Origin of the sequence: Sanguibacter keddieii DSM 10542 (assembly GCF_000024925.1) — a bacterium.
GTDB classification, from domain to species: domain Bacteria; phylum Actinomycetota; class Actinomycetes; order Actinomycetales; family Cellulomonadaceae; genus Sanguibacter; species Sanguibacter keddieii.
In genome coordinates this window covers 3,118,312-3,139,755 of the sequence record NC_013521.1, presented here as the reverse complement: position 1 = coordinate 3,139,755, position 21,444 = coordinate 3,118,312, and the positions used below count along the sequence as shown (strand labels likewise).

Genomic DNA, 21,444 nt, shown 5'->3' with positions numbered 1-21,444 from the left:
CCACGGTGGTCCTGCTCAGGCGGGCAGGGCCACCGCGGTCGTCTTGAGCGGGACCCCGGGGTCGGCGACCAGGCCCAGGTCGAGCCGGGCCGGCCCGTGCGCCATGAGGCGGCGGGCGGCCGCCACCTCCCGCGGGGAGTCGACCACGAGGATCCCGGTGACGAGCCCCCCGTCCGACACGTAGCAGGCGACCCACCCTCCGGCAGCGGGGTCGCCGCGCAGCACGACGCGGTCCCTGCCGGCGTCGGGGAGGCCGAAGAGCGCGAGGTCGTGCCCCAGCTGCTTCGAGAACACGTAGGGCGCCGGGACAGGGACGGCGTCCTGCCCGAGGACCGACCGGGCCACCGTCCCGGGGTCGAGCAGCGCCGCAGACCAGTGACCGCCGTGCACGTGACCCCATGCGGGGTCGGTGCGGGTCGCGCAGTCGCCGACGGCCCAGACGGCGGGCTGCGGAGCGTCGGGGACGTCCTGCGCCGCAGCGTCCGCGAGCACGCGGCCGTGCGCGTCGGTGAGCACCTCTCCGCGGGGGCCGCGGGGCACCGCGCCGTCCAGCCACGACGTGGCCGGTCGCGCGCCGACGGCCGCGACGACGACGTCCGCGCCGAGCATCTCCCGGTGGGTCCCGTGGTCGACGTGGACGCCCTCGGGGCCCACCGACGTCACGGTGACCCCGGTGACGAGGGTGACGTCCGCCGTGCCGTACCAGGTGCGCAGCAGCGCGCCGACCTCGGGGCCGAGCTGACGGTGCAGCGGCACCGCCGCCGCCTCGACCACGGTGACCTCGACGCCGACCGCGGCCGCCGCACCGGCGAGCTCCGCCCCGATCCAGCCCGCCCCCACGCACACCAGTCGGCGACCCGCCGTGAGCTCGTCGCGCAGGACCGCGGCGTCGGCCAGGGTGTGCAGCGTCCGGGCCGACTCCCACCCGGCAGGCCGCACCGGCTCCGACCCGCAGGCCAGGACCACCACGTCCGCAATGAGCCGCCGTCCGGACGCCGTGGTCACGACGCTCGGGCCGCCGTCGCGGCCCGGGACCAGGGAGACCGCCGGGTCGTCGAGCACCGTCTCGTCGGCGAGGGCCTCGACGTCGGCACCGGTCTCGTCCCCGACCCACGCGGGCGCGGGCCGGGTGAAGAGCTCCTTCGACAGGGGTGGGCGGTCGTACGGGGCGACGCCCTCGGCGCCCACCACGGTGATCCTGCCCAGCGAGCCGCCCGCCCGCAGCGCGGCCACGGTCTGCGCCCCGGCGAGACCGGCACCCACGACGACCACCGAGGGGCCCGTCGCGGGTCCGGGGAGGGGATCTGTGTCGTCGAGCTCGGACGGCAGGTGCGGCGACGCGGGGGAGGAAGGCGCTCGATGCATGCTGCCAACGGTAGTCTCGGTCGGGTGATGCTCTCGTGACGGTGGTCGGCAGACCGACAGCGGCAGACAAGGTGACGGTGGACGACGAGACGGGCGAGCGGGACGAGACGGACCGCACCCACGACGTGACGACCCCGGGTCCGGCGACCCTGGACGCGGGAGCCGACGGGGTCCCTGCGGGCGACCCGCCCGTGGCGTCCCTCCCGCCCTCGAGCCAGGTCCTGCACCCGCTCCCCGTCCAGCCCCGACGCAGCCCGGCCATCTGGGCGATCGTGGTGGCGCTCGTCGGGGTCCTCGTCCTCGTCGTGACCGTCGGGGCGCACGCGGGTGCGCTCGCGCTCTCCGGCGTGCTCGCCGTCGCCGGGGTCTGCCGCGCCGTCACACCCGGCGCGGTCGTCGGCCTCGCGGTGCGGTCGCGGACCTTCGACGTGCTCTTCTACCTCTTCCTCGCGGCCGCCGTCGCCGTGCTCACGCAGACGACCCCGGACGTCTAGAGAGTCGTCTCCAGGAGGTCCGGGGTCGTGTGCGAGAGCGTGCGGCCGGGAGCCGCCGTGCTCCCGCGGGTGCCGCGGGTGCTGCGGGTGCTGCGGGTCAGGTGGTCTTCGGGGAACCACCGGTGGGACGGGTGTCGTCGGTGCTGTCGGTGCCAGCAGCGTCAGCGGCGTCCTCCGGACCGTCGGCCTCAGCCTTGTCCGAGGTCGTGCTCGAGTCCTTCGCCGAGCCCTTCGCCGTCGTCTTCGGCGCGAACTTCTCGGTGGCAGCCGGGGGCGCCACGTCGTCGGAGCGGGTCTCAGACGACTCAGCCGTCTCAGCCGATCCTGCGACCTCGTCGTCCTCGTCCGTGCTGCCGACCTGGTCGGCGTCGTCCTTGCCGGTCGTGCCGGTCGTGCTGGTCGTGCCGGCCGTGCGCGCCGAGCGGTCGAAGAGCTCGTCGCGGGCCTCTGCGTCAGCGGCCTCCTCCTCGACGGCGATCTCGTCACGCATGCCGGTCGCGACGGCCACGCTGAGCGCGGTGGGGCCGGAGGCGAAGCCGCGGTAGAACAGCGCGGCGATCGCCGCGCCCGCGAGCGGGGCGACGAGGAACACCCAGAGCTGGCTGAAGGCCCAGCCGTCGGAGAACACGGCGGCCGCGACGGAGCGGGCCGGGTTGAGGGAGCCGTTCGACATGGGTGTCGCCACCAGGAGCAGCGCGGCGAAGCTCAGGCCGAGGACCACGGGGACCATGCGCGAGCGCACGCGGCGGTCCGTGACGGCCAGGAACACGCCGACGAACAGCGCGGTCAGCACGACCTCGAAGATGACGACCTCGACGGTGTCGAAGGTCGGCAGCGTCGGCGCGGCGAGCTGCCCGGCGGCGATGGCCTCGTCGACCTGGTCGCGCGGGAAGCCCTGGGCGAGGTACGGGGCGTAGAAGGCCGTCTCGGCGGACCGGTACGCGGCGGAGTGGACGCCGTAGCCGTTCGCGGTCGTCGAGAAGAAGTCACGGAGCGTCGCGAAGCCCGAGGACTCGGACGCGAAGCTCGCGGGGAGGGCGGCGAACAGCGCGGCGGCACCGGCCACCGCACCGACGAGCTGGGCTCCCCAGTACGCGGGCAGGCGCTTCCAGGAGGTGCGTCCGGCCAGGGTGGACCCGAGGGTGACGGCCGGGTTGAAGTGCCCGCCGGAGACGTGCCCGACGGCGGCGAGCGCACCCATGAGGGCGATGCCGTAGGCGAGGGCGACCTCGAAGGTGCTCAGCCCCTGCGTCGTCGCGTAGAGCGCCGCGCCGAGACCGACGAAGACGAACAGGAAGGTGCCGAAGAGCTCGGCGCCGGCGACGGCGAGGAGCGACGTGCGTGGGGCGGTCGTCGTGGTCGTCGTCGCCGCGGGGTCGTCGACCGCGGTCTGGACGGTCACGGTCTCCGTGATCGTCGTCGGTGCGTGGGCGTCGTGTGACATGTGGGTCCTGTCGTGGGTCGGTGCGGTGGGGCCGGGACGAGGCACAGCGGCGTGGTCGTGAGACGGGCGCGTGGTCGTCGGACGTGCTGGCCCCCTGGCTGCAGGTCTACGTCGTGCATGGTGGCAGACGACCCTGGGAGAGGCCTGACCACGGGCTGCACGCGGCGTCGGTGCAGGTCGAGCCGGGTCTGCGGCCTCGGTCGGACGTGCCGACGCGGCCGGCCAGAAGTATCTCGACGTCGAGGAGTCTAGTAGCGTGGCGACGACGGTCACCCGACCACGCAGGAGTGGTCGACGGCCGCCTCGCCCTCGACGCCGAACCGCATCCGGCGGACCGTGCCGGACGAAGGAGTTGTGACATGAGCCCCACCCCTGTGAACGTCACCGTGACAGGAGCCGCCGGACAGATCGGCTACGCCCTCCTGTTCCGCATCGCCTCTGGCCAGCTCCTCGGGCCCGACGTGCCCGTGCGGCTGCGCCTGCTCGAGATCCCGCAGGGGGTCAAGGCCGCCGAGGGCACCGCGATGGAGCTCGAGGACTGCGCCTTCCCGCTGCTCGCCGGGATCGACATCTTCGACAACCCGACCGACGGCTTCGCCGGCACCAACATCGGGCTGCTCGTCGGCGCGCGCCCGCGGACCAAGGGCATGGAGCGCGGTGACCTGCTCGAGGCCAACGGCGGGATCTTCGGCCCGCAGGGCGCGGCCATCAACGCCGGTGCAGCCGACGACGTGCGCATCCTGGTGGTCGGCAACCCGGCGAACACCAACGCCCTCATCGCCGCCTCGCACGCCCCGGACGTCCCGTCCGACCGGTTCACCGCCATGACGCGGCTCGACCACAACCGTGCGCTCAGCCAGGCGGCGACCAAGGCCGGTGTGCCGGTCTCGCAGGTCCGCCGCCTGACCATCTGGGGCAACCACTCGGCCACCCAGTACCCCGACCTCTTCCACGCCGAGATCGACGGGGCGCCCGCGACGGCTCTCACCGACGACTCGACCTGGTTGACGGACGACTTCATCCCCACCGTCGCGACGCGGGGCGCTGCCATCATCGAGGCGCGCGGGGCCTCGTCGGCGGCGTCGGCGGCCAACGCGGCCGTCGACCACGTGCGCGACTGGGTCCACGGCACCCCGAAGGGCGACTGGACGTCCGCGGGCATCGTGTCCGACGGCTCCTACGGCGTCCCCGAGGGGCTCGTGTCGTCCTTCCCGGTGGTCTCTCGCGACGGCCGCTGGGAGATCGTCCAGGGTCTCGAGGTCGGTGACTTCTCGCGCGAGCGCATCGACGCCTCGGTCAAGGAGCTCGTCGAGGAGCGCGACGCGGTGCGCAGCCTCGGGCTGATCTAGCTCCCGGCACCACCTCCACCTCCACCAGAGCCCGGTCGCCAGTGCGGCCGGGCTCTGCTGCGTCCAGGCGTCCGCGGTCATCACCCATGGGATGAATCTCTGCAAGAAGCGCGCCCGGAAAGCCCCGGTATCAGCCGGTAATAACGGGCGCAGGCCGACACCGCTGCAAACCTCACCCGGTCCCTTGCTGCAACTTTCTGCAACGCGTACAGTCTGGCCCACAGACCTGGGCGCGCACCGTGGCGTGCCCTCGACGAAGGAGTCGTGGATGACCCCCGCTGCATCGCGCCAGCTACCTCTGCTGAGAGGCCCCTCTCGAAGGTTCCCTGCCGTCCTCACCGCCGTGGCGATGCTGGGGGCCAGCCTCGCCGGGGTGGCCGGCACCGTGACGGCCGCGCCGTCCGCCGCCGAGCCCGCTGCTCCGCGCCTCGTCGGCTCGCTCCAGACCGAGCTCGGCTGCGCCGAGGACTGGGCGCCCGCCTGCGACGCCGGGGCGCTCTCGCCCACGGCCACCGACGGCCTCTTCTCGACCACCGTCACGCTCCCCGGCGGCGACTACGAGCTCAAGGTGCTCGCCGGGACCACCTGGGACGACCCGTCGTGGGGCCGCGCCGGGGCGACCGGTGCCGACGCCGCCAACATCCGCCTGCACACCGCCGGCGAGGCCGAGCTCGAGGTCTTCTTCGACACCGAGACCGGCCGCACGAGCTTCGTGCCCACGGCGGACGTCCCCGAGCCGACCGAGGCCGACGCGCCCGCGCCGGTGCGCCAGCCGGGCGGCGACGAGCAGTTCTACTTCGTCCTCACCGACCGGTTCGCCAACGGCGACACCGCCAACGACACGGGCTACGTGACGGTCGACGGCGTGCCGGCGACCGACCGGCTCGAGCACGGCTTCGACCCGACGGACAAGGGCTTCTACCACGGTGGCGACATCGCCGGGCTGCGCCAGAACCTCGACTACATCGAGGGGCTCGGCACCACCGCGATCTGGCTCACGCCGTCCTTCGAGAACCGCCCTGTCCAGGGCACCGGCGCCGACGCGTCGGCCGGCTACCACGGCTACTGGATCACCGACTTCCTGTCGATCGACCCGCACCTCGGGACCAACGAAGAGCTCGACGGCCTCATCGCGGAGGCGCACGCCCGCGACATCAAGGTCTACTTCGACATCATCACCAACCACACGGCCGACATCATCGACTACGAGGAGGGCGAGTACACCTACCGCCCGACCACGACGGAGCCGTACACGCCCTTCGTGCCGATCGGCCTCGAGGACGTCAAGAACCCCGCCTGGCTCAACGACCCGGCGTTCTACAACAACCGCGGGAACTCCACCTGGGCGGGGGAGTCGGTGATCCTCGGCGACTTCGACGGGCTTGACGACCTCGACACCTCGCAGCAGGCCGTGGTCGACGGCTTCGTCGACATCTACCAGCACTGGGCTGACGCCGGGATCGACGGCTTCCGGATCGACACCGTCAAGCACGTGGACTTCTCGTTCTGGGAGCAGTGGACCACCGCCATCAAGGAGGCCACGGACAACCCCGAGTTCTTCATGTTCGGCGAGGTCTACGACGCCGACCCGACCAAGCTGTCGCCGTACGTGCGCGACACCGACATGGACTCCGTCCTCGACTTCACCTACCAGTCGGCCGCGGCGGCCTTCGCCGACGGCAGCGGCCCTCGCGTCCTCCAGCGGCTCTTCGACGGCGACGCGTACTACACGACGCCGACCAAGAACGCGCACGCCCTGCCGACCTTCCTCGGCAACCACGACATGGGCCGCCTCGGCTACGTCGTCAAGGGGCGCGAGGACGCGCTCCAGCGCTCCGAGCTCGCGCACTCGCTCATGTACCTCACCCGCGGCCAGCCCGTCGTCTACTACGGCGACGAGCAGGGCTTCGTGGGGAGCGTCGGCGACGGCAAGGACAAGAACTCCCGGCAGTCGCTCTTCGACTCGCAGGTCGCCGAGTTCCGGGACCAGGCCCTGCTCGACGGGTCCTCCGGCGCCGGTGACCACTACGGCACCGACGGCGCGCTCTACACGCACATCGCGGGCCTCGCGGCGCTGCGCAGCGCGCACCCCGCGCTGTCCGACGGTGCGCAGGTCGAGCAGCACGTCGCCGCGGGAGCAGGCGTCTACGCCTTCTCCCGCGTCGACACCGCGGCCGACGCCCCGGCCGAGTACCTCGTGGCCGTCAACAACGCGACGACGGAGTCGACGGTCGAGCTGACCGCCCTCACCCCGGACGCGACCTTCGCGCCGCTCTACGGCACCGACGCCACCGCGACCTCCGGGGCCGACGGCACCGTCGCGGTGACCGTCCCGGCCCTCGGCGCCGTCGTCCTGCAGGCGCAGTCGCCGCTGACCGCCGACGCAGACCCCGTGGCACCGACCTTCAGCACCCCGGTGCTCGGCCAGGGCCTCGAGGGGCTCCAGGAGATCGCGGTCGACCTCGGCACCGAGCGCTACGCGGAGACGACCATCTCCTCCCGCGTGGTCGGGGCCTCGGAGTGGGAGCTGCTCGGCACGATCGACGACGGTGCCCCGCGCCTGTTCCAGGACGTCGCCGACGTCCCGCCCGGCACGGTGATGGAGTACCGCGCCGTCGTGCGCGACGCCGACGACCGTCTCACGCAGACCGTCGTGTCGGCGAGCGTCGGTGACGACCACGGCACCGGTGCACCGCTGCCCACCGACGGCCCGCCGCCGCTCCGCGACGTCACCGTCTCGGTGGCCGGGACCATGAACCCGGCGATGGGCTGCTCGGCCGCCTGGATGCCCGCCTGCGACGACGCGGTGCTCTCCGAGCGTGCCGGGTCGGTCTTCTCCGGGACCTGGACGCTCCCCGCCGGGGACTACGAGTACAAGGTCGCCATCGACCAGGCCTGGACCGAGAGCTACGGGCGGGACGGTGAGAACGTCACGTTCACCCTCCCGGCCGAGCAGGAGGTCACCTTCGTCTACGACGACCTCACCCACCGGGTGGCGCACTTCTTCGAGGGCAGCCCCGACGGGCGCCTCGCCGTCGCCGCCGGGAGCTTCCAGACGCACCTCGGCTGCGCGGGCGACTGGGACCCCACCTGCCTCGGCTCGTGGATGGCGCCGGACGGTGACGACACCTACACGCTGACCACCAACCGCATCCCGGCCGGGCTCTACGAGACCAAGACGGCCTTCGGTCGCGGCTGGGACGGTGCTCTGCCGGCGCAGAACCTCGGTTTCGAGGTTCCCGTCGACTGGGCCACGATGGTCTTCACGCTCGACGCGACGACGGGAGAGATGACGGTGGCTGCTGACCAGAGCGTCCCCGGGGACGGCGACCGCGCGTTCTGGCTCGACGCCAGGACCCTCGCGCTCCCGGCCGCGGCCGTGCCGGACGGTGGGGACCCCGCCGCCCGCACCTGGACGCTGCACGGCGCGCCGACCGGCGGGATCACCGTGGCCGACGGCGTCGTCACGACGCCGGGAGGCTCCGACCTCCCGCTCACGCTCCTCCCGGACGGTGTCCCCGAGGACCTCCAGGCCCGGCACCCGCTGGTGGACGGCTACCTGGCCGTCTCCCTCGACGAGGCCGTGACCGACGAGCAGGTCGCCGAGCTGCTCACCGGGGAGCTGCGTCTCACGCAGTCCGGACCCACGGGTCTCGAGTACTCGACCGGCGTGCAGGTCGCCGGGGTCGTCGACGACCTCTTCACCGTCGCCTCGGACGTCACGCTCGGGGCCACGTGGGACGGCGACGTGCCCACCCTCGCGCTGTGGGCCCCGACCGCGAGGTCGGTGACCACCCGCGTGTGGCTCGACGGCGACGGGGTCGCCGCGGGCAACCCGACCGACGTCCCGGCCGAGCGTCAGGCCGACGGCACCTGGGTCACCCAGGGTGCAGCCGGCTGGAAGGACGCGGCCTACGTCTACGACGTCGAGGTGTACGTGCACTCGACGGGCGCCGTCGAGCACAACGTCGTCACCGACCCCGCGTCGGTGGCGCTCACGCTCAACTCCGAGCAGTCCGTGCTGGTCGACCTCAGCGACCCGGCGTACATGCCGAGCGTGTGGGCCGACACCCCGGCGCCGGTCGTCGAGCGCGACGTCGACCGCAGCATCTACGAGCTGCACGTCCGTGACTTCTCGATCAGCGACGAGTCCGTCCCGGAGGCGGAGCGTGGCACCTACATGGCGTTCACGCGAGAGTCGGACGGCATGAAGCACCTGCGGACCCTCGCGGCCGCAGGCCTCAACACCGTGCACCTGCTGCCCACCTTCGACATCGCCACGATCGAGGAGGACCGCGCGCTGCAGGACACCACCGATGACCTCAGCGGGTTCGCGCCCGACTCGACCGAGCAGCAGGCCGCCGTGGCCGCCGTCGCAGACACAGACGCCTTCAACTGGGGCTACGACCCGCTGCACTTCACCGCCCCGGAGGGCTCCTACGCGACCGAGGGCAACCAGGACGGCGGCGCCCGCGTCGCCGAGTTCCGCTCGATGGTCGGCGGCCTGCACGCGAGCGACCTGCAGGTGGTCCTCGACCAGGTGTTCAACCACACCGCGGCCAGCGGGCAGTCGGCGAATTCCGTGCTCGACCGTGTGGTCCCCGGCTACTACCAGCGGCTCTCCGCGACAGGCGAGGTCGAGACCTCGACGTGCTGCGAGAACGTCGCCACGGAGAACGCCATGGCCGAGCGCCTCATGGTCGACTCGGTCGTCACCTGGGCCCGCGACTACAAGGTCGACGGCTTCCGCTTCGACCTCATGGGCCACCACTCCCGCGACACCATGCTGGCCGTGCGGGCCGGGCTCGACGCCCTGACGCTCGAGAAGGACGGTGTCGACGGGTCCGCGGTGTACCTCTACGGAGAGGGCTGGAACTTCGGGGAGGTCGCCGACAACGCGCTCTTCGAGCAGGCCACCCAGGGACAGCTCGGCGGCACCGGCATCGGGACCTTCTCCGACCGCCTGCGCGACGCCGTCCACGGCGGCAGCCCCGTCTCGGGGGAGAGCATCTTCCAGCAGGGCTTCGGCACCGGGCTCGGCACCGACCCGAACGGCCGACCGACCAGCACGGCCGACCCGTCGGTCGTCAACGACGGCTCGGCCGAGGAGTACGCGAGCCTCGCGCACAGCGCCGACCTCGTCCGCCTCGGCCTCGCCGGCAACCTGCGCGACCTCACCTTCGAGACGTCCACGGGCACCGTCCAGCGCGGTGACGAGATCGACTACAACGGCCAGCCGGCCGGGTACGCCGACTCGCCCGAGGAGGTCGTCACCTACGTCGACGCGCACGACAACGAGACGCTCTTCGACATCCTCACCCTCAAGCTGCCCGTCGAGACCTCGATGGCCGACCGGGTGCGGATGAACACGCTGTCCCTCGCGACGGCGACCCTCTCGCAGACACCGTCGTTCTGGCACGCCGGGACCGACCTGCTGCGCAGCAAGTCGCTCGACCGGGACAGCTACAACTCGGGTGACCACTTCAACCGGGTGGACTGGACGGGCCAGGAGAGCACCTTCGGCTCGGGCCTGCCGCCCGAGGAGAAGAACGGCGACAAGTGGGACTACATGCGCCCGCTGCTCGCCGACCCGGCGCTCAAGCCCGGACCGGACGACATGGCCGCGGCGCACGCCGCCGCGACCGAGCTGCTGGCGCTGCGGTACTCGACGCCGCTGTTCCGCCTCGGCGAGGCCAGCCTCATCACCGAGAAGGTCACCTTCCCCGGGTCGGGAGCCGACGCGACCCCCGGCGTGATCGTCATGCACGTCGACGACACCGTGGGCGAGGACGTCGACCCCGCGCTCGACGGGATGCTCGTCGTCTTCAACGCGAGCCCGGACGCCGTCACCGAGACGCTCGACGGACTCGTCGGACGTGACCTCGCGCTCTCGACCGTCCAGGCCGAGGGAGCCGACGCCGTGGTCCGCGAGACCGCGTGGGACGCGGCCTCCGGGCAGGTCACCGTGCCGGCGCGCACGGTCGCGGTCCTCACCGAGGCGCAGGTCGGCGGCCCGACCGAGCCCACGGAGCCTCCGACGGAGGAGCCGACGGTGCCGCCCACGGAGGAGCCGACGGTGTCGCCGACGGACGAGCCGACGGAGCAGCCGACCGACGGTGCGGGTGACGCCGTCGTCACGCTCTCGGCCGGGACCGTCCGGGCAGGGGAGAACCTCACCGTCGACGCCTCCGGCTTCGCGCCGGGGGAGACCGTCCAGGTGTGGCTCAACTCCGAGCCGCAGCTGCTCGTCGCCCGGGCAGCCGGTGACGACGGTGCGCTCTCGGTCCAGGTGACCGTGCCGCTGAGCACGGCGCCCGGTGACCACACGGTGCGAGCCGTCGGGCTCGCGTCGGGGATCGACGGGTCCGCGGCGCTCACCGTGCTCGCGGCTGACGGCAGCGGTGCTGACGGTGACGGCGCGTCTGGTCCCGTGGGCCAGCTGAGCCTCACGGGAGCCGCGCCGCTCCTGGCCGCGGCCCTGGCGCTGCTGCTGCTGGCGGCGGGGGTGGCCACGGTCGTCGCGCGTCGCCGCCGGGACGGCGTCGGCTAGCAGCGACCAGACGCACAGAGGGCCGGACAGGTATCTGTCCGGCCCTCTGTCGTCCCACCGCGGGGCTGCTGGTCAGCGCTCCTCAGCCTCAGCGGCTCAGCGGAAGATGACCGTCCGGTGCCCGTTGAGCAGGACGCGGTGCTCGGCGTGCCAGCGGACGGCGCGGGCCAGGACCCGGCGCTCGACGTCCTGGCCGAGGGCCACGAGGTCCTCGACCTTGCGGGTGTGGTCCACACGCTCGACGTCCTGCTCGATGATCGGGCCCTCGTCGAGGTCGCCGGTGACGAAGTGCGACGTCGCGCCGATGAGCTTCACGCCGCGGTCGTGCGCCTGGTGGTACGGCTTGGCGCCCTTGAAGCTCGGCAGGAACGAGTGGTGGATGTTGATGACCTGGCCCTCGAGGTCGCGGCACAGGTCGTCCGACAGGATCTGCATGTAGCGGGCGAGCACCACGAGCTCCACGTCGAGCTCCCGGACCAGCGCGAGCAGGCGGGCCTCCGCCTCGGCCTTCGTGTCCTTGGTGACGGGGATGTGGTGGAACTCCTTGCCGTAGAACTCCGTGAGCGGCTCGAGGTCGCGGTGGTTGCCCACCACGCCGACGATGTCGATCGGCAGGTTCTCTGAGCGCTGGCGGAACAGCAGGTCGTTGAGGCAGTGCGCCGCCGTGCTCACCAGCACGAGCGTACGGACCGGGCGGCCGACCACGTCGAGGCGCCATGTCATGGAGAAGGTCTCGGCCAAGGCGCCGATCGCGGCGTCGAGCTCCTCGCGCGAGGCGGTCGACTCGACCTGCACCCGCATGAAGAACAGCTGGGTCTCCGGGTCGCCGAACTGCTGCGACTCCGTGATGTTCCCCCCGTGCTCCGCGAGGGCACCCGCGACGGCGTGCACGATGCCGGCACGGTCGGGGCAGGAGAGCGTGAGCACCCAGTGCTCGGGTGTCGCGGGCTCAGGGGTCCCGGGCGCGGGCGTCCCGGGGAGGGCGGCGGAGTCGGTCGTGGTCACCGGGCCAGAGTAGTCGTGCGCCCCGGAGCCGTGGCACGGCGTCCGCCGGTCGGCCGCCCAGACCCTCGACGCCAGGGGCCCGCGTCCCTACGATGAGGAGATGGGTCGACTCGTGTACTCGATGTTCACCTCGCTCGACGGCTACGCGTCGGACACCTCAGGCAGCAGCGACTGGGGCGGCGCCGGAGACCCCGAGCTGCACGACTTCGCCGCCGAGCAGTCGCGCGGCTTCGGCACCTACCTCTACGGCCGTCGCATGTACGAGACGATGACCTTCTGGGAGACCGCGCTCGACGTCCCCGATCACCCCGACTTCGTCCGCCGGTTCGCCACCGTGTGGCAGGCCGCGACCAAGGTCGTCTACTCCACCACGCTCGACGAGACCACCACGGCACGCACCACCCTCGAGCGGACCTTCGACCCGGTGGCCGTCCGCGCCTGGGTGGACACGCTCGACCACGACGTCACCATCGACGGCCCCACCCTCGCGGCCCACGCGCTGCGCGCCGGGATCGTCGACGAGGTCCACCCCTACGTGTCGCCCGTGTCCGTCGGCGGCGGCCTGCCGTTCTGGCCTGAGGGCCTGCGCCTGGACCTCGACCTGCTCGACGAGCACCGCTTCCGCGGCGGTGCGCTCTGGCTCCGATACGCCGTCAGGCGCTGACAGGTCGCTGTCGGGTGCTGACGACGACGGCCACCCGCTCTCAGCGGGACAGGGCCTCGTCGACGACGCGCGCCGTCCGGTCGGGGGCCTCGAGCTGCATGTCGTGGTGGACGCCGGGCAGCCGGACGACCTCCCAGCCGACCGTGGTCAGCCGGTCCGCGAGGTCGTCGGGGAGCACGGCCGCCGAGTCGTCGGAGAGCACGACGGTCGACGGGACCTCCGGGGCGCTCGCCGCGACCGGGTGGAACGCCACGTCGCGGAACACACCCACCGCCATCGTGCGGTCGAAGGCTGCGTGCGCGCTGTCCAGCGACGCCCGCACCTCGGGCGGGTAGGCCGCCCGGGCCTTCCCGGACCTGCGGGCCTGGAGCAGCTGGGCGAGCCCGAGCGACACCGTCGGCGCGGCCCAGAAGAGCCGACCGCCGATGCCCGACGTCGGGAGCGACAGGTGGAAACCCGGGTCGAGGTAGACCACGCGGGCCGGTGCGAGACGCCCGACCGCCCGCACGAGGACCGAGCCGCCGAGGGAGTGACCGACCACCCCGTCGAGCCCCGTCGGGAGGGACTCCACCACGTCGTCGGCCAGCTCGTCGAGCCCGTAGGACGCGGCGCGCGGGCTCGACCCGTGGCCCCGGAGGTCGAGCACCGTCACCGTGTACCGGCCCGTCGCCAGCAGCAGGTCGGCGAACGGTGACCACGTGGCGCCGTCCGCCCCGAGGCCGTGCACCAGCCCGACGTGGAGCGGTCCGGAGCCTGTGGTGCGTGTGGTCAGTCGCATCAGGCCAGTCTGGCGGAGCGGGCTGGGGTGCGCACGAGGGACAGGCAGCGCTCGCGGGAGGTGCGGCTCGGCCTGCCCCTCAGACCAGCACCGCGTCTCAGACCAGCACCTCGCCGTCGCGGACGACCACGCGTCCGCCGGACAGCACGAGCTCGCGGCGCGGGGCGCGCACCACGGCGTCGGGGACGTTCTCCGCGTCGACCAGCACGACGTCCGCCGGGGCGCCGACCACGAGGTCGTGGACCTCGCGCCCGACGAAGGACGCGGCGCCGCTCGTCGCGAGCCTCGCCGCGCCCACGAGCTCCTCGTCGTACCGCAGCCGCGCGAGCTGGGCGAGACGCGTGGTGAGCGCCAGCAGGTCACCCGTGCCGTAGGGGCTCCACAGGTCGCGGATGCCGTCGGTGCCCAGGCCGACCGCGACGCCGTGCTCGGCGAGGAGCGCGAGGGGGAGCGGGGCCGCGCCGATCGGCGCCACGGTGGTCATGGTCACCCCGGCCTCGCCCATCGCGGCGACCAGGTCCCGCTGCTGGGACGGGGCGAGCTCGCCCACCGCGAAGCCGTGCGCGACGTTGACCTTGCCCTGGAGGCCGGTGCGGAGGGTCCGCTCGACGATCAGCTCGATCTGGAAGGCGCCGAGCGCACCGCCGTCGTGCAGGTGCAGGTCGACGCCGACGCCGTGGCGCCCGGCGACGTCGAAGAGCGCGTCGAGCTGGCCCACCGGGTCCCGGTCGATCGAGGCCGGGTCGAGACCGCCGATGTGCTCGGCGCCGGCGGCGGCCGCCTGGTCGAGCAGGTCGATCACGCCGGGGCGACGCAGCACGCCGTCCTGCGGGAAGGCGACGATCTCGGCGCTCACCGCGCCGTCCAGCTCGGCCAGGGCTTCGCGGACGACGTCGATGCCGCGGGTGCCGATCCCCAGGTCGACGTCCACGTGCGTGCGGATCGCGGTGGTCCCGTGGCGCAGCAGCTCGCGTAGCACGTGCAGGGTCACGTCGGTCCCGGGGATGCCGAGCTCGTCGCGGTGCGCCCGCTCGTGGGCGATCCGACCCTGGGTGGTCGCCTCGCCGCCGTAGCTGACCCACGGCTTCCCCCACCAGCTCTTGTCGACGTGCGCGTGCGCGTTGACCAGGCCCGGGAGCGCGAGGAGGCCGCGGCCGTCGACGACGGTGCTGACGGCGCCGTCGGCGGAGGGAGGCGTCGCACCGTCCCCGTGCCGCGCCGTGGTCGAGCGCGGCTCGACGGCGGTGATGGTGCCGTCGGTGATCACGAGGTCGACGGCGCTGCCGCCCCACGGGCGGACGTCCTGCAGGACGGTCGTGGTGGTGCTCGGGGTGCTGGTCATGTGAGGTCCTCTCTCCGGGGCTCGTGGGAACCCACCTCAAACGGTATACCATTTGGTGGGCGTCCATGCTGCCAGCTCGTGGCGCAGCCTCACCTGGGAGGATGACCCGGTGAGCACCACCCCTGACACCCCGGCCCCGATCGCCGAGCCCGAGCGCGTGACCCGGCTCCTGCGCGACCAGATCGTCGACGGGGACCGCCCACCGGGCAGCCGCCTCGTCGAGCGTGAGCTCGCGGCCGCGCTCGGTGTGAGTCGCGTCCCCGTGCGCGAGGCCCTCCAGACCCTCGCCGCCGAGGGGCTGGTCACCCAGCGACCGCGCAGCTGGGCCGTCGTGCGGACCTTCACCGACGACGACCTGCTCGACCTCGTCGAGGTCCGCTCCGCCATCGAGGTGCTCACCGTGCGGCTGGCCGCCGAGCGGCGTACGCCCGAGCAGCTCCGCGACCTCTCCGCGGCGCTCGCGCGGGAGACCTCTGCCGCGTCGTCCGGTGACGCGACCGAGGCGCGCCGTGCCGCGGCAGACTTCCACGAGGTGGTCTCGACGATGGCGGGCAACACCGTCCTCGACGAGATCTCGGCGCTCACCGCCAGCCGGATGCGCTGGATGCTCGGCCAGCACGACGACCTCGGGGCCATGGCGGCCGAGCACGCGGCGCTGCTCGACGCGGTCCGCGACGGCGACGTGGAGCGCGCCGACTGCCTGGCCCAGGAGCACCTGCGGACGAGCCTGGCCTCCGCCCGCGCGCGGCGGGCGCAGGCCGCGGGCTGACCGGGCGGTTGCGTCCGCGCAGGGCGCGAGGCCGCGAGGTGAACACCTGGTGGATGGGCCGGTCAGGAGCCCAGAAGTCTGAGACGATGGACACATGAGCGACCTAGACATCACGATCTCACTGGTGACCGACGAGCACGCGGGCGAGCTGCTCACCCTGCGCCGTGCCGCGTTCGTCACGGAGGCCCAGGTCTACGGCGACCCCAACATCCCGCCGCTGACGCAGACCCTCAGCGAGCTGCGCGCCGACCTCGTCGCCGACGGCGTCGTGACGCTCGGTGCCTGGTCCGGCCACCGTCTCGTCGGGTCCGTGCGCGTCGAGATCGAGGACGACAAGGCGACCCTCGGGCGCCTCGCCGTCGCCCCCGACCTGCAGGGCAAGGGCATCGGCACGCAGATGATGTTCGCCGTGCTGCCGCACCTGCCCGAGGAGACCACCGAGATCTGGGTCTTCACCGGCAAGGACTCGAAGCAGAACCTCGCGATGTACCAGAAGGCCGGCTACGAGCACCAGCACGACCAGGTGGCCGGAGACCTCACCTACGCCTACCTGCGCCGCATCCTCGGCGAGATGGACGACTCCGACGTCCAGACCGACGCGGAGCCGACGCACTCCGCCTGAGCGGAGCGACGGACCCAGCAGACAGCACGCAGCCCGCGTGCCCGACCACGACCGGTCGGGCACGCGGGCTGCGTCGTCTGCTGTTCCTGCGCCTCAGCGGCGGTTCGAGAAGTCCACGGCGCCGGTGATCGCCGCGATGATGTCCTCGTAGCTCACGGTGCGCGCGGCGAAGCTGCCGTTGTTGCGGCCGTGCCGCAGCACCTCGATACGGTCGGCGACGGCCCGGACGTCTCCCATGTTGTGGCTGATGAGCACCACGCCGTGCCCGAGGTCGCGGAGGCGCTCGATGAGCGTGAGCACCTCGGCCGTCGACGAGACGGAGAGCGACGCCGTCGGCTCGTCGAGGACGACGATGCGCGGGTGCCCCAGCAGTGTCCGGGCGATCGCCACGGCCTGTCGCTGGCCGCCGGACAGGTCGGCGACCAGGGTGCGGACCGACGGCACCCGGATGGTGAGGTCGCGCAACACCTGCCGTGCGACCTCTTCCATCTCGGACTCGAGCAGCATGCTTCCCCGCCGCAGCTCGCGGCCGAGGTAGAGGTTCGAGACGATGTCGAGGTTCTCGACCAGGGCCAGCTCCTGGAACACCGTCGTGATCCCCAGCGCGTGGGCGCTCGTCGGCGACGGGATCGTGACCGGCACCCCGTCAGACTCGATGATGCCCGCGTCAGGGGTGATCACACCGGCGATCACCTTGGCGATGGTCGACTTGCCGGCCGCGTTGTCGCCGACCAGGGCCACGACCTCGCCCGGGTAGATGTCGAGGTCGATGCTGGAGAGCGCCTTGACGGCGCCGAAGGACTTGTCGATCCCACGGAGGCTCAGCGCGGGGATCGGGCGGGCTGTCGTCACGTCGTGTCCCTCTCTGGGGCGGGCGCTGGCAGGGTCGCGCTGGCGGTTCGGTCGGTTCTCTCGGGACTGCTCGGGTCGTCGGGTGGTGCGGAGATGGTCTCGTAGTCGCTCGCCACGTCGGTGGCCCGGAGCGCAAGCAGGAGGGCGCCGGTCACCTCAGCCTGCTCCCCGAGCTCGCCGGGCACCACCTCGAGGGGAGCCACCGTGTTCGGGGCGACGTGCCGCAGCACCGCCTGGCGCAGAGGCTCGACGATCACCTCACCCGCTGCGGCGAGCTCGCCACCCACCACCACGAGCTGCGGGTTGAGCGTGCCGGCGAGCGTCGCGACGACCCCGCCGATACGTTCCCCGGCGTCGGCGAGGACCCGTCGGCAGCCGAGGTCTCCGGCGAGGGCTCGAGAGACGAGGTCGCGCAGGGTGAGGTCACCGTGGGAACCGCGGAGCAGGTCGAGCAGCGCGGTCGACGAGACGACGGTGTCGAGGCAGCCACGGTTCCCGCACCGGCAGATGTCGCCGCGCGGGTCGACCTGGACGTGGCCGATCTCCCCGGCGGTCCCGGCGAACCCGCGGTGCAGGTGCCCACCGAGCATGATGCCAGCCCCGGTGGAGTACGACATCCTGACGAAGACGACGTCCTGGTACCCGCGTCCTGCGCCGAGCTCGTGCTCGGCGAGGGCCGCGGCGTTCGCGTCGTTGTCGACGACGACGGGCCGGGCCAGGCGCTCGGAGAGCACCTGGCCGAGCTGCTGCCCGTCCCAGCCGCGCATGATGCCGTGGACGGAGATCTCCCCGGTCGAGACGTCGACGGGGGCGGGGACGGTCAGGCCGATGGTGAGCAGCTCGTCGATCGGTGCGCCGACGCGCTCGAGCAGCTCGACCACCAGCAGCGCAGCCCGGTCGAGGCCCGTGTCGGAGCGGTGGTCGACCGGGAGCGGCATGGTCTGCTCGGCGACGACGGTCCGGCCGAAGTCACCCAGGGCGACCTTGAGGTGGCGGTGACCGAACTGCACACCTGCCACCAGCCCGACACGTCGTGCGAGGGTGACCATCTGCGCGCGTCGGCCGCTGCGGGTCGTGCTCTGCGTGTCGACGATCCCGCCGCCGAGCAGCTCTTTGACGATCGTCGAGATCGTGGCGGGGGAGAGGCCTGTGGCTGCGACGAGCTCGACCTGGGTGAGCCCGCCGAACTTCTTGATGGTGTCGACGATGAGGGCCCTGTTGGCTTCGCGCAGCGAAGACTGGGAGCCGCTGATCGCCACTCTGCCTCTCACGCGCGTCAGCCTACCTTCGTCGTGCGGGGTCTCCGCGGGACGCCCACCCCTCGGAGGTGGTGGGCAGATGCCACCGCGGCCCGGTGCTGGCGGCGGGTGCCGCCAGCACCGGGCCGGATGGTCGTCATGCGTGCGAAGGTCAGCGCGCCGCGCCGGCCCGTCGCTTGTTGAAGATGTCGAAGGCGACGGCGAGCAGGAGCACGAGCCCCTTGACCATCTGCTGCACCGACTGGTCGATCCCCATGATGGACATGCCGTTCGTCATGACGGCCATGATGAGCGCACCGATCATGGCGCCGGTCACGCGTCCGACACCGCCGGTCGTCGACGCGCCACCGATGAAGGCCGCGGCGATCGCGTCGAGCTCGAACATGTTGCCGGCCGAGGGCTGCGCGCCGTTGGAGCGCGAGGAGTACACGACACCGGCGATCGCCGACAGGAAGCCCATGTTGACGAAGATCCAGAAGTTGACCTGCTTGACCTTGACGCCCGAGAGCTGTGCGGCCGACAGGTTGCCACCGATCGCGTAGACGTGGCGGCCGAAGACCGTCTTCGTCGTGATGATCGTGTACGCGATGATGAGCACGCCGAGGATGATGAGCACGATCGGCAGGCCGCGGCTCTTCGAGAGCTGGTAGGCGAAGGCCATGACGACCGCGGCCACGAGGACCAGCTTGGTGATGAACAGCGGCATCGCCTCGACGGTCTGCTTGTACCGGATGCGGCCCTGGCGGGTACGGAACTGGCTGACTGCGAATCCGACGAGGGCGATCCCGGCGATGACGAGGGTGAACACGTCGAACCCGTTGCCGCCGAGGAACCCGTTGAGGAACCCGTTCGCGACCTTCTGGTACTCCGACGGGAACGGCGAGAGCGAGATGTTGTCGAGCACCTGGAGCGTCATGCCGCGGAAGAGGAGCATGCCGGCCAGGGTGACGATGAAGGCCGGGATCCCGACGTACGCGACCCAGAAGCCCTGCCACACGCCGACCAGGAGACCGACGGCGAGGGCGGCGAGGATGCCGACCCACCAGGGCTGGCCGTGCTTGATGACCACGATCGCCGAGGTCGCACCGGTCAGCGCGACCACGGAGCCGACCGACAGGTCGATGTGGCCGCCGATGATGACGATCACCATGCCGATGGCGAGGATGAGGATGTACGAGTACTGCAGGATGATGTTCGTGAGGTTGCCCGGGCTGAGCAGCATCCCGTCGGTGAGGACCGTGAAGAGCCCGACGATGGCGACGAACGCGATGTAGATCCCGCTCGTGCGGAGATTCTTGGTGAAGATCTCCTTGAGTCCTGCGACGGCGGTCATCGAACCGGCTCCTTCTCCTGTGTCATGAGCTCCATGAGGCTTTCCTGGGTGGCGCCGGACCGGTCGACCTGACCGGTGATCCGTCCGAACGCGAGGGTGTAGATCCGGTCGCAGATCCCGAGGACCTCGGGCAGCTCGGACGAGATGAGGATGACGGCCTTGCCGGCGTCGGCCAGCGCGTTGATGATCGTGTAGATCTCGTACTTCGCGCCGACGTCGATACCACGGGTGGGCTCGTCGAGGATGAGCACCTCAGGTGCGGTGTAGATCCACTTGCTGAGGACGACCTTCTGCTGGTTCCCGCCGGACAGCTTGCCCGTGTGGGTCATGACGGTCGAGGTCTTGATGTTCATGCTCTTGCGGTAGCCCTCGGCGACCTGGATCTCCTCGTTGCCGTTGACCCACCCGGCCTTCGAGATCTTGCCGAGGCTGGCTGCCGAGATGTTCGTGCGGACGTCCTCGATGAGGTTGAGCCCGTACTTCTTGCGGTCCTCGGTGGCGTAGGCGAGGCCGTGCGAGATCGCCTCGCTCACTGTCTTGGTGCTGATCTCCTTGCCGTGCAAGAAGACCTTGCCGGTCGCCTTGCTGCCGTAGGAGCGTCCGAAGATGCTCATGGCGAGCTCGGTGCGTCCTGCACCCATGAGCCCCGCGATGCCGACGATCTCGCCGGCGCGGACCGTGAGGTTCGCCTTGTCGACGACGACACGGCCGGGCTCGGTCGGGTGGTAGACCGTCCAGTCCTCGACGCGCAGGACCTCGTCGCCGATGGTCGGCTCGTGGTCGGGGTACCGGTTCTCGAGGTCGCGGCCGACCATCCCGCGGATGATGCGGTCCTGCGTGACCTCGCCGCTGCGCATGTCGAGCTTCTCGATCGTCTGGCCGTCACGGATGATCGTCGTCGAGTCGGCGATGCTCGCGATCTCGTTGAGCTTGTGCGAGATCATGATCGACGTGATGCCGCGCTCCTTGAGCTTGCGCAGCAGACCGAGCAGGTGCTCGGAGTCGGAGTCGTTGAGGGCGGCGGTCGGCTCGTCGAGGATGAGCAGGCGGACCTTCTTGGAGAGCGCCTTGGCGATCTCGACCAGCTGCTGCTTGCCCACGCCGAGCGCACCGACCGGGGTGACGGGGAGCTCGTCGAGCCCCACCTCCTTCAGGAGGTCGAGTGCGTCCGCGTTCGTCTGGTTCCAGTCGATGAGGCCGCCGCGCTGGCGCTCGTTGCCGAGGAAGATGTTCTCCGCGACGGAGAGGTACGGGACCAGCGCGAGCTCCTGGTGGATGATGACGATGCCCTTGTCCTCGGAGTCGTTGATCGAGCCGAAGCGCACCTCCTCACCGTCGAACATGATCTCGCCGGTGTAGCTGCCGTGCGGGTAGACCCCGGAGAGCACCTTCATGAGGGTGGACTTGCCGGCGCCGTTCTCGCCGCAGATGGCGTGGATCTCGCCGCTGGTGACCTCGAGGGTGACGTCCTGGAGCGCCTTGACGCCAGGAAAGGTCTTGGTGATGGAGCGCATCTCCAGAATCGGGCTAGACATCCGTCCTCAGCCGTCCTTCCGTGGTGGAGCGTGGATGGGGGGTGCTCGGCCGGCGCGGCGTGCCGCGCCGGCCGAGCGGTGAG

The 21,444-nt window shown here is 71.7% G+C and carries 15 protein-coding genes; 6 read left to right on the top strand and 9 right to left on the bottom strand.

Features of this window, described 5'->3' with window-relative positions; all coding sequences use genetic code 11:
* Positions 1 to 15: 15 nt before the first annotated feature.
* The gene (locus tag SKED_RS13785; protein ID WP_081448000.1) at positions 16 to 1,365 is read right to left on the bottom strand and encodes an FAD-dependent oxidoreductase; all 1,350 of its coding nucleotides are present in this window, start codon (positions 1,363 to 1,365) and stop codon (positions 16 to 18) included.
* Between the two features lie 77 nt (positions 1,366 to 1,442).
* Here SKED_RS13785 and SKED_RS19125 point away from each other — a divergent pair, with 77 nt between their 5' ends.
* Complete coding sequence (locus SKED_RS19125) at positions 1,443 to 1,859, top strand: DUF3017 domain-containing protein (protein ID WP_012867780.1); 417 nt, start codon at positions 1,443 to 1,445, stop codon at positions 1,857 to 1,859.
* 97 nt (positions 1,860 to 1,956) lie between these two features.
* On the opposite strand, the gene SKED_RS19120 is transcribed toward SKED_RS19125, so the two are convergent.
* Positions 1,957 to 3,303, bottom strand: coding sequence for an MIP/aquaporin family protein (locus SKED_RS19120; protein ID WP_012867779.1), 1,347 nt, complete (start codon positions 3,301 to 3,303; stop codon positions 1,957 to 1,959).
* Positions 3,304 to 3,662: 359 nt separating this feature from the next.
* On the opposite strand from SKED_RS19120, the gene SKED_RS13770 reads away from it, so the two are divergent.
* Positions 3,663 to 4,652 carry a malate dehydrogenase gene (locus SKED_RS13770; RefSeq protein ID WP_012867778.1) on the top strand — a complete coding sequence of 330 codons (990 nt, stop codon included), beginning with the start codon at positions 3,663 to 3,665 and terminating at the stop codon, positions 4,650 to 4,652.
* A 349-nt stretch (positions 4,653 to 5,001) separates the two neighbouring features.
* Positions 5,002 to 11,202 (top strand): pullulanase-type alpha-1,6-glucosidase, encoded by a 6,201-nt coding sequence (gene pulA, locus SKED_RS13765; protein ID WP_042439316.1) that lies wholly within the window; start codon positions 5,002 to 5,004, stop codon positions 11,200 to 11,202.
* 96 nt (positions 11,203 to 11,298) lie between these two features.
* Here the strand turns inward: pulA and purU are convergent, their stop codons facing one another.
* Positions 11,299 to 12,207, bottom strand: a complete 909-nt coding sequence (gene purU / locus SKED_RS13760; RefSeq protein WP_012867776.1) for a formyltetrahydrofolate deformylase — start codon at positions 12,205 to 12,207, stop codon at positions 11,299 to 11,301.
* A 100-nt stretch (positions 12,208 to 12,307) separates the two neighbouring features.
* Between purU and SKED_RS13755 the strand changes: the two genes are divergently transcribed.
* A complete protein-coding gene (locus SKED_RS13755; protein WP_042438077.1) occupies positions 12,308 to 12,871 on the top strand; it encodes a dihydrofolate reductase family protein in 564 nt (187 codons plus the stop codon).
* Positions 12,872 to 12,911: 40 nt separating this feature from the next.
* Here the strand turns inward: SKED_RS13755 and SKED_RS13750 are convergent, their stop codons facing one another.
* Both SKED_RS13750 and SKED_RS13745 read right to left on the bottom strand, forming a co-directional pair.
* The gene (locus tag SKED_RS13750; RefSeq protein WP_012867774.1) at positions 12,912 to 13,649 is read right to left on the bottom strand and encodes an alpha/beta fold hydrolase; all 738 of its coding nucleotides are present in this window, start codon (positions 13,647 to 13,649) and stop codon (positions 12,912 to 12,914) included.
* Positions 13,650 to 13,746: 97 nt separating this feature from the next.
* Complete coding sequence (locus SKED_RS13745; RefSeq protein WP_012867773.1) at positions 13,747 to 14,991, bottom strand: amidohydrolase family protein; 1,245 nt, start codon at positions 14,989 to 14,991, stop codon at positions 13,747 to 13,749.
* 109 nt (positions 14,992 to 15,100) lie between these two features.
* On the opposite strand from SKED_RS13745, the gene SKED_RS13740 reads away from it, so the two are divergent.
* The gene (locus SKED_RS13740) at positions 15,101 to 15,760 is read left to right on the top strand and encodes a GntR family transcriptional regulator (RefSeq protein ID WP_012867772.1); all 660 of its coding nucleotides are present in this window, start codon (positions 15,101 to 15,103) and stop codon (positions 15,758 to 15,760) included.
* Between the two features lie 94 nt (positions 15,761 to 15,854).
* Complete coding sequence (locus SKED_RS13735) at positions 15,855 to 16,382, top strand: GNAT family N-acetyltransferase (protein ID WP_012867771.1); 528 nt, start codon at positions 15,855 to 15,857, stop codon at positions 16,380 to 16,382.
* Positions 16,383 to 16,475: 93 nt separating this feature from the next.
* Here SKED_RS13735 and SKED_RS13730 read toward each other — a convergent pair whose 3' ends face one another.
* The 4 genes from SKED_RS13730 to mmsA form a co-directional block, all read right to left on the bottom strand.
* A complete protein-coding gene (locus SKED_RS13730) occupies positions 16,476 to 17,234 on the bottom strand; it encodes an ATP-binding cassette domain-containing protein (RefSeq protein WP_012867770.1) in 759 nt (252 codons plus the stop codon).
* A complete protein-coding gene (locus SKED_RS13725) occupies positions 17,231 to 18,505 on the bottom strand; it encodes an ROK family transcriptional regulator (RefSeq protein ID WP_143755744.1) in 1,275 nt (424 codons plus the stop codon). The genes SKED_RS13730 and SKED_RS13725 overlap by 4 nt, the downstream gene beginning before the upstream one ends.
* 139 nt (positions 18,506 to 18,644) lie before the next feature.
* The gene (gene mmsB / locus SKED_RS13720; protein ID WP_012867768.1) at positions 18,645 to 19,826 is read right to left on the bottom strand and encodes a multiple monosaccharide ABC transporter permease; all 1,182 of its coding nucleotides are present in this window, start codon (positions 19,824 to 19,826) and stop codon (positions 18,645 to 18,647) included.
* A complete protein-coding gene (mmsA, locus tag SKED_RS13715) occupies positions 19,823 to 21,361 on the bottom strand; it encodes a multiple monosaccharide ABC transporter ATP-binding protein (RefSeq protein ID WP_012867767.1) in 1,539 nt (512 codons plus the stop codon). Before mmsA ends, mmsB begins: the two co-directional genes overlap by 4 nt.
* Between the last annotated feature and the right edge of the window lie 83 nt (positions 21,362 to 21,444).

Bases quoted from the DNA above. Each gene is read 5' to 3' on its own strand.
- SKED_RS13785 (WP_081448000.1), bottom strand. From the start codon at position 1,365: ATGCATCGAGCGCCTTCCTCCCCCGCGTCGCCGCACCTGCCGTCCGAG.
- SKED_RS19120 (WP_012867779.1), bottom strand. From the start codon at position 3,303: ATGTCACACGACGCCCACGCACCGACGACGATCACGGAGACCGTGACC.
- SKED_RS13770 (WP_012867778.1), top strand. From the start codon at position 3,663: ATGAGCCCCACCCCTGTGAACGTCACCGTGACAGGAGCCGCCGGACAG.
- pulA (WP_042439316.1), top strand. From the start codon at position 5,002: ATGCTGGGGGCCAGCCTCGCCGGGGTGGCCGGCACCGTGACGGCCGCG.
- SKED_RS13755 (WP_042438077.1), top strand. From the start codon at position 12,308: ATGGGTCGACTCGTGTACTCGATGTTCACCTCGCTCGACGGCTACGCG.
- SKED_RS13750 (WP_012867774.1), bottom strand. From the start codon at position 13,649: ATGCGACTGACCACACGCACCACAGGCTCCGGACCGCTCCACGTCGGG.
- SKED_RS13745 (WP_012867773.1), bottom strand. From the start codon at position 14,991: ATGACCAGCACCCCGAGCACCACCACGACCGTCCTGCAGGACGTCCGC.
- SKED_RS13735 (WP_012867771.1), top strand. From the start codon at position 15,855: ATGAGCGACCTAGACATCACGATCTCACTGGTGACCGACGAGCACGCG.
- mmsB (WP_012867768.1), bottom strand. From the start codon at position 19,826: ATGACCGCCGTCGCAGGACTCAAGGAGATCTTCACCAAGAATCTCCGC.
- mmsA (WP_012867767.1), bottom strand. From the start codon at position 21,361: ATGTCTAGCCCGATTCTGGAGATGCGCTCCATCACCAAGACCTTTCCT.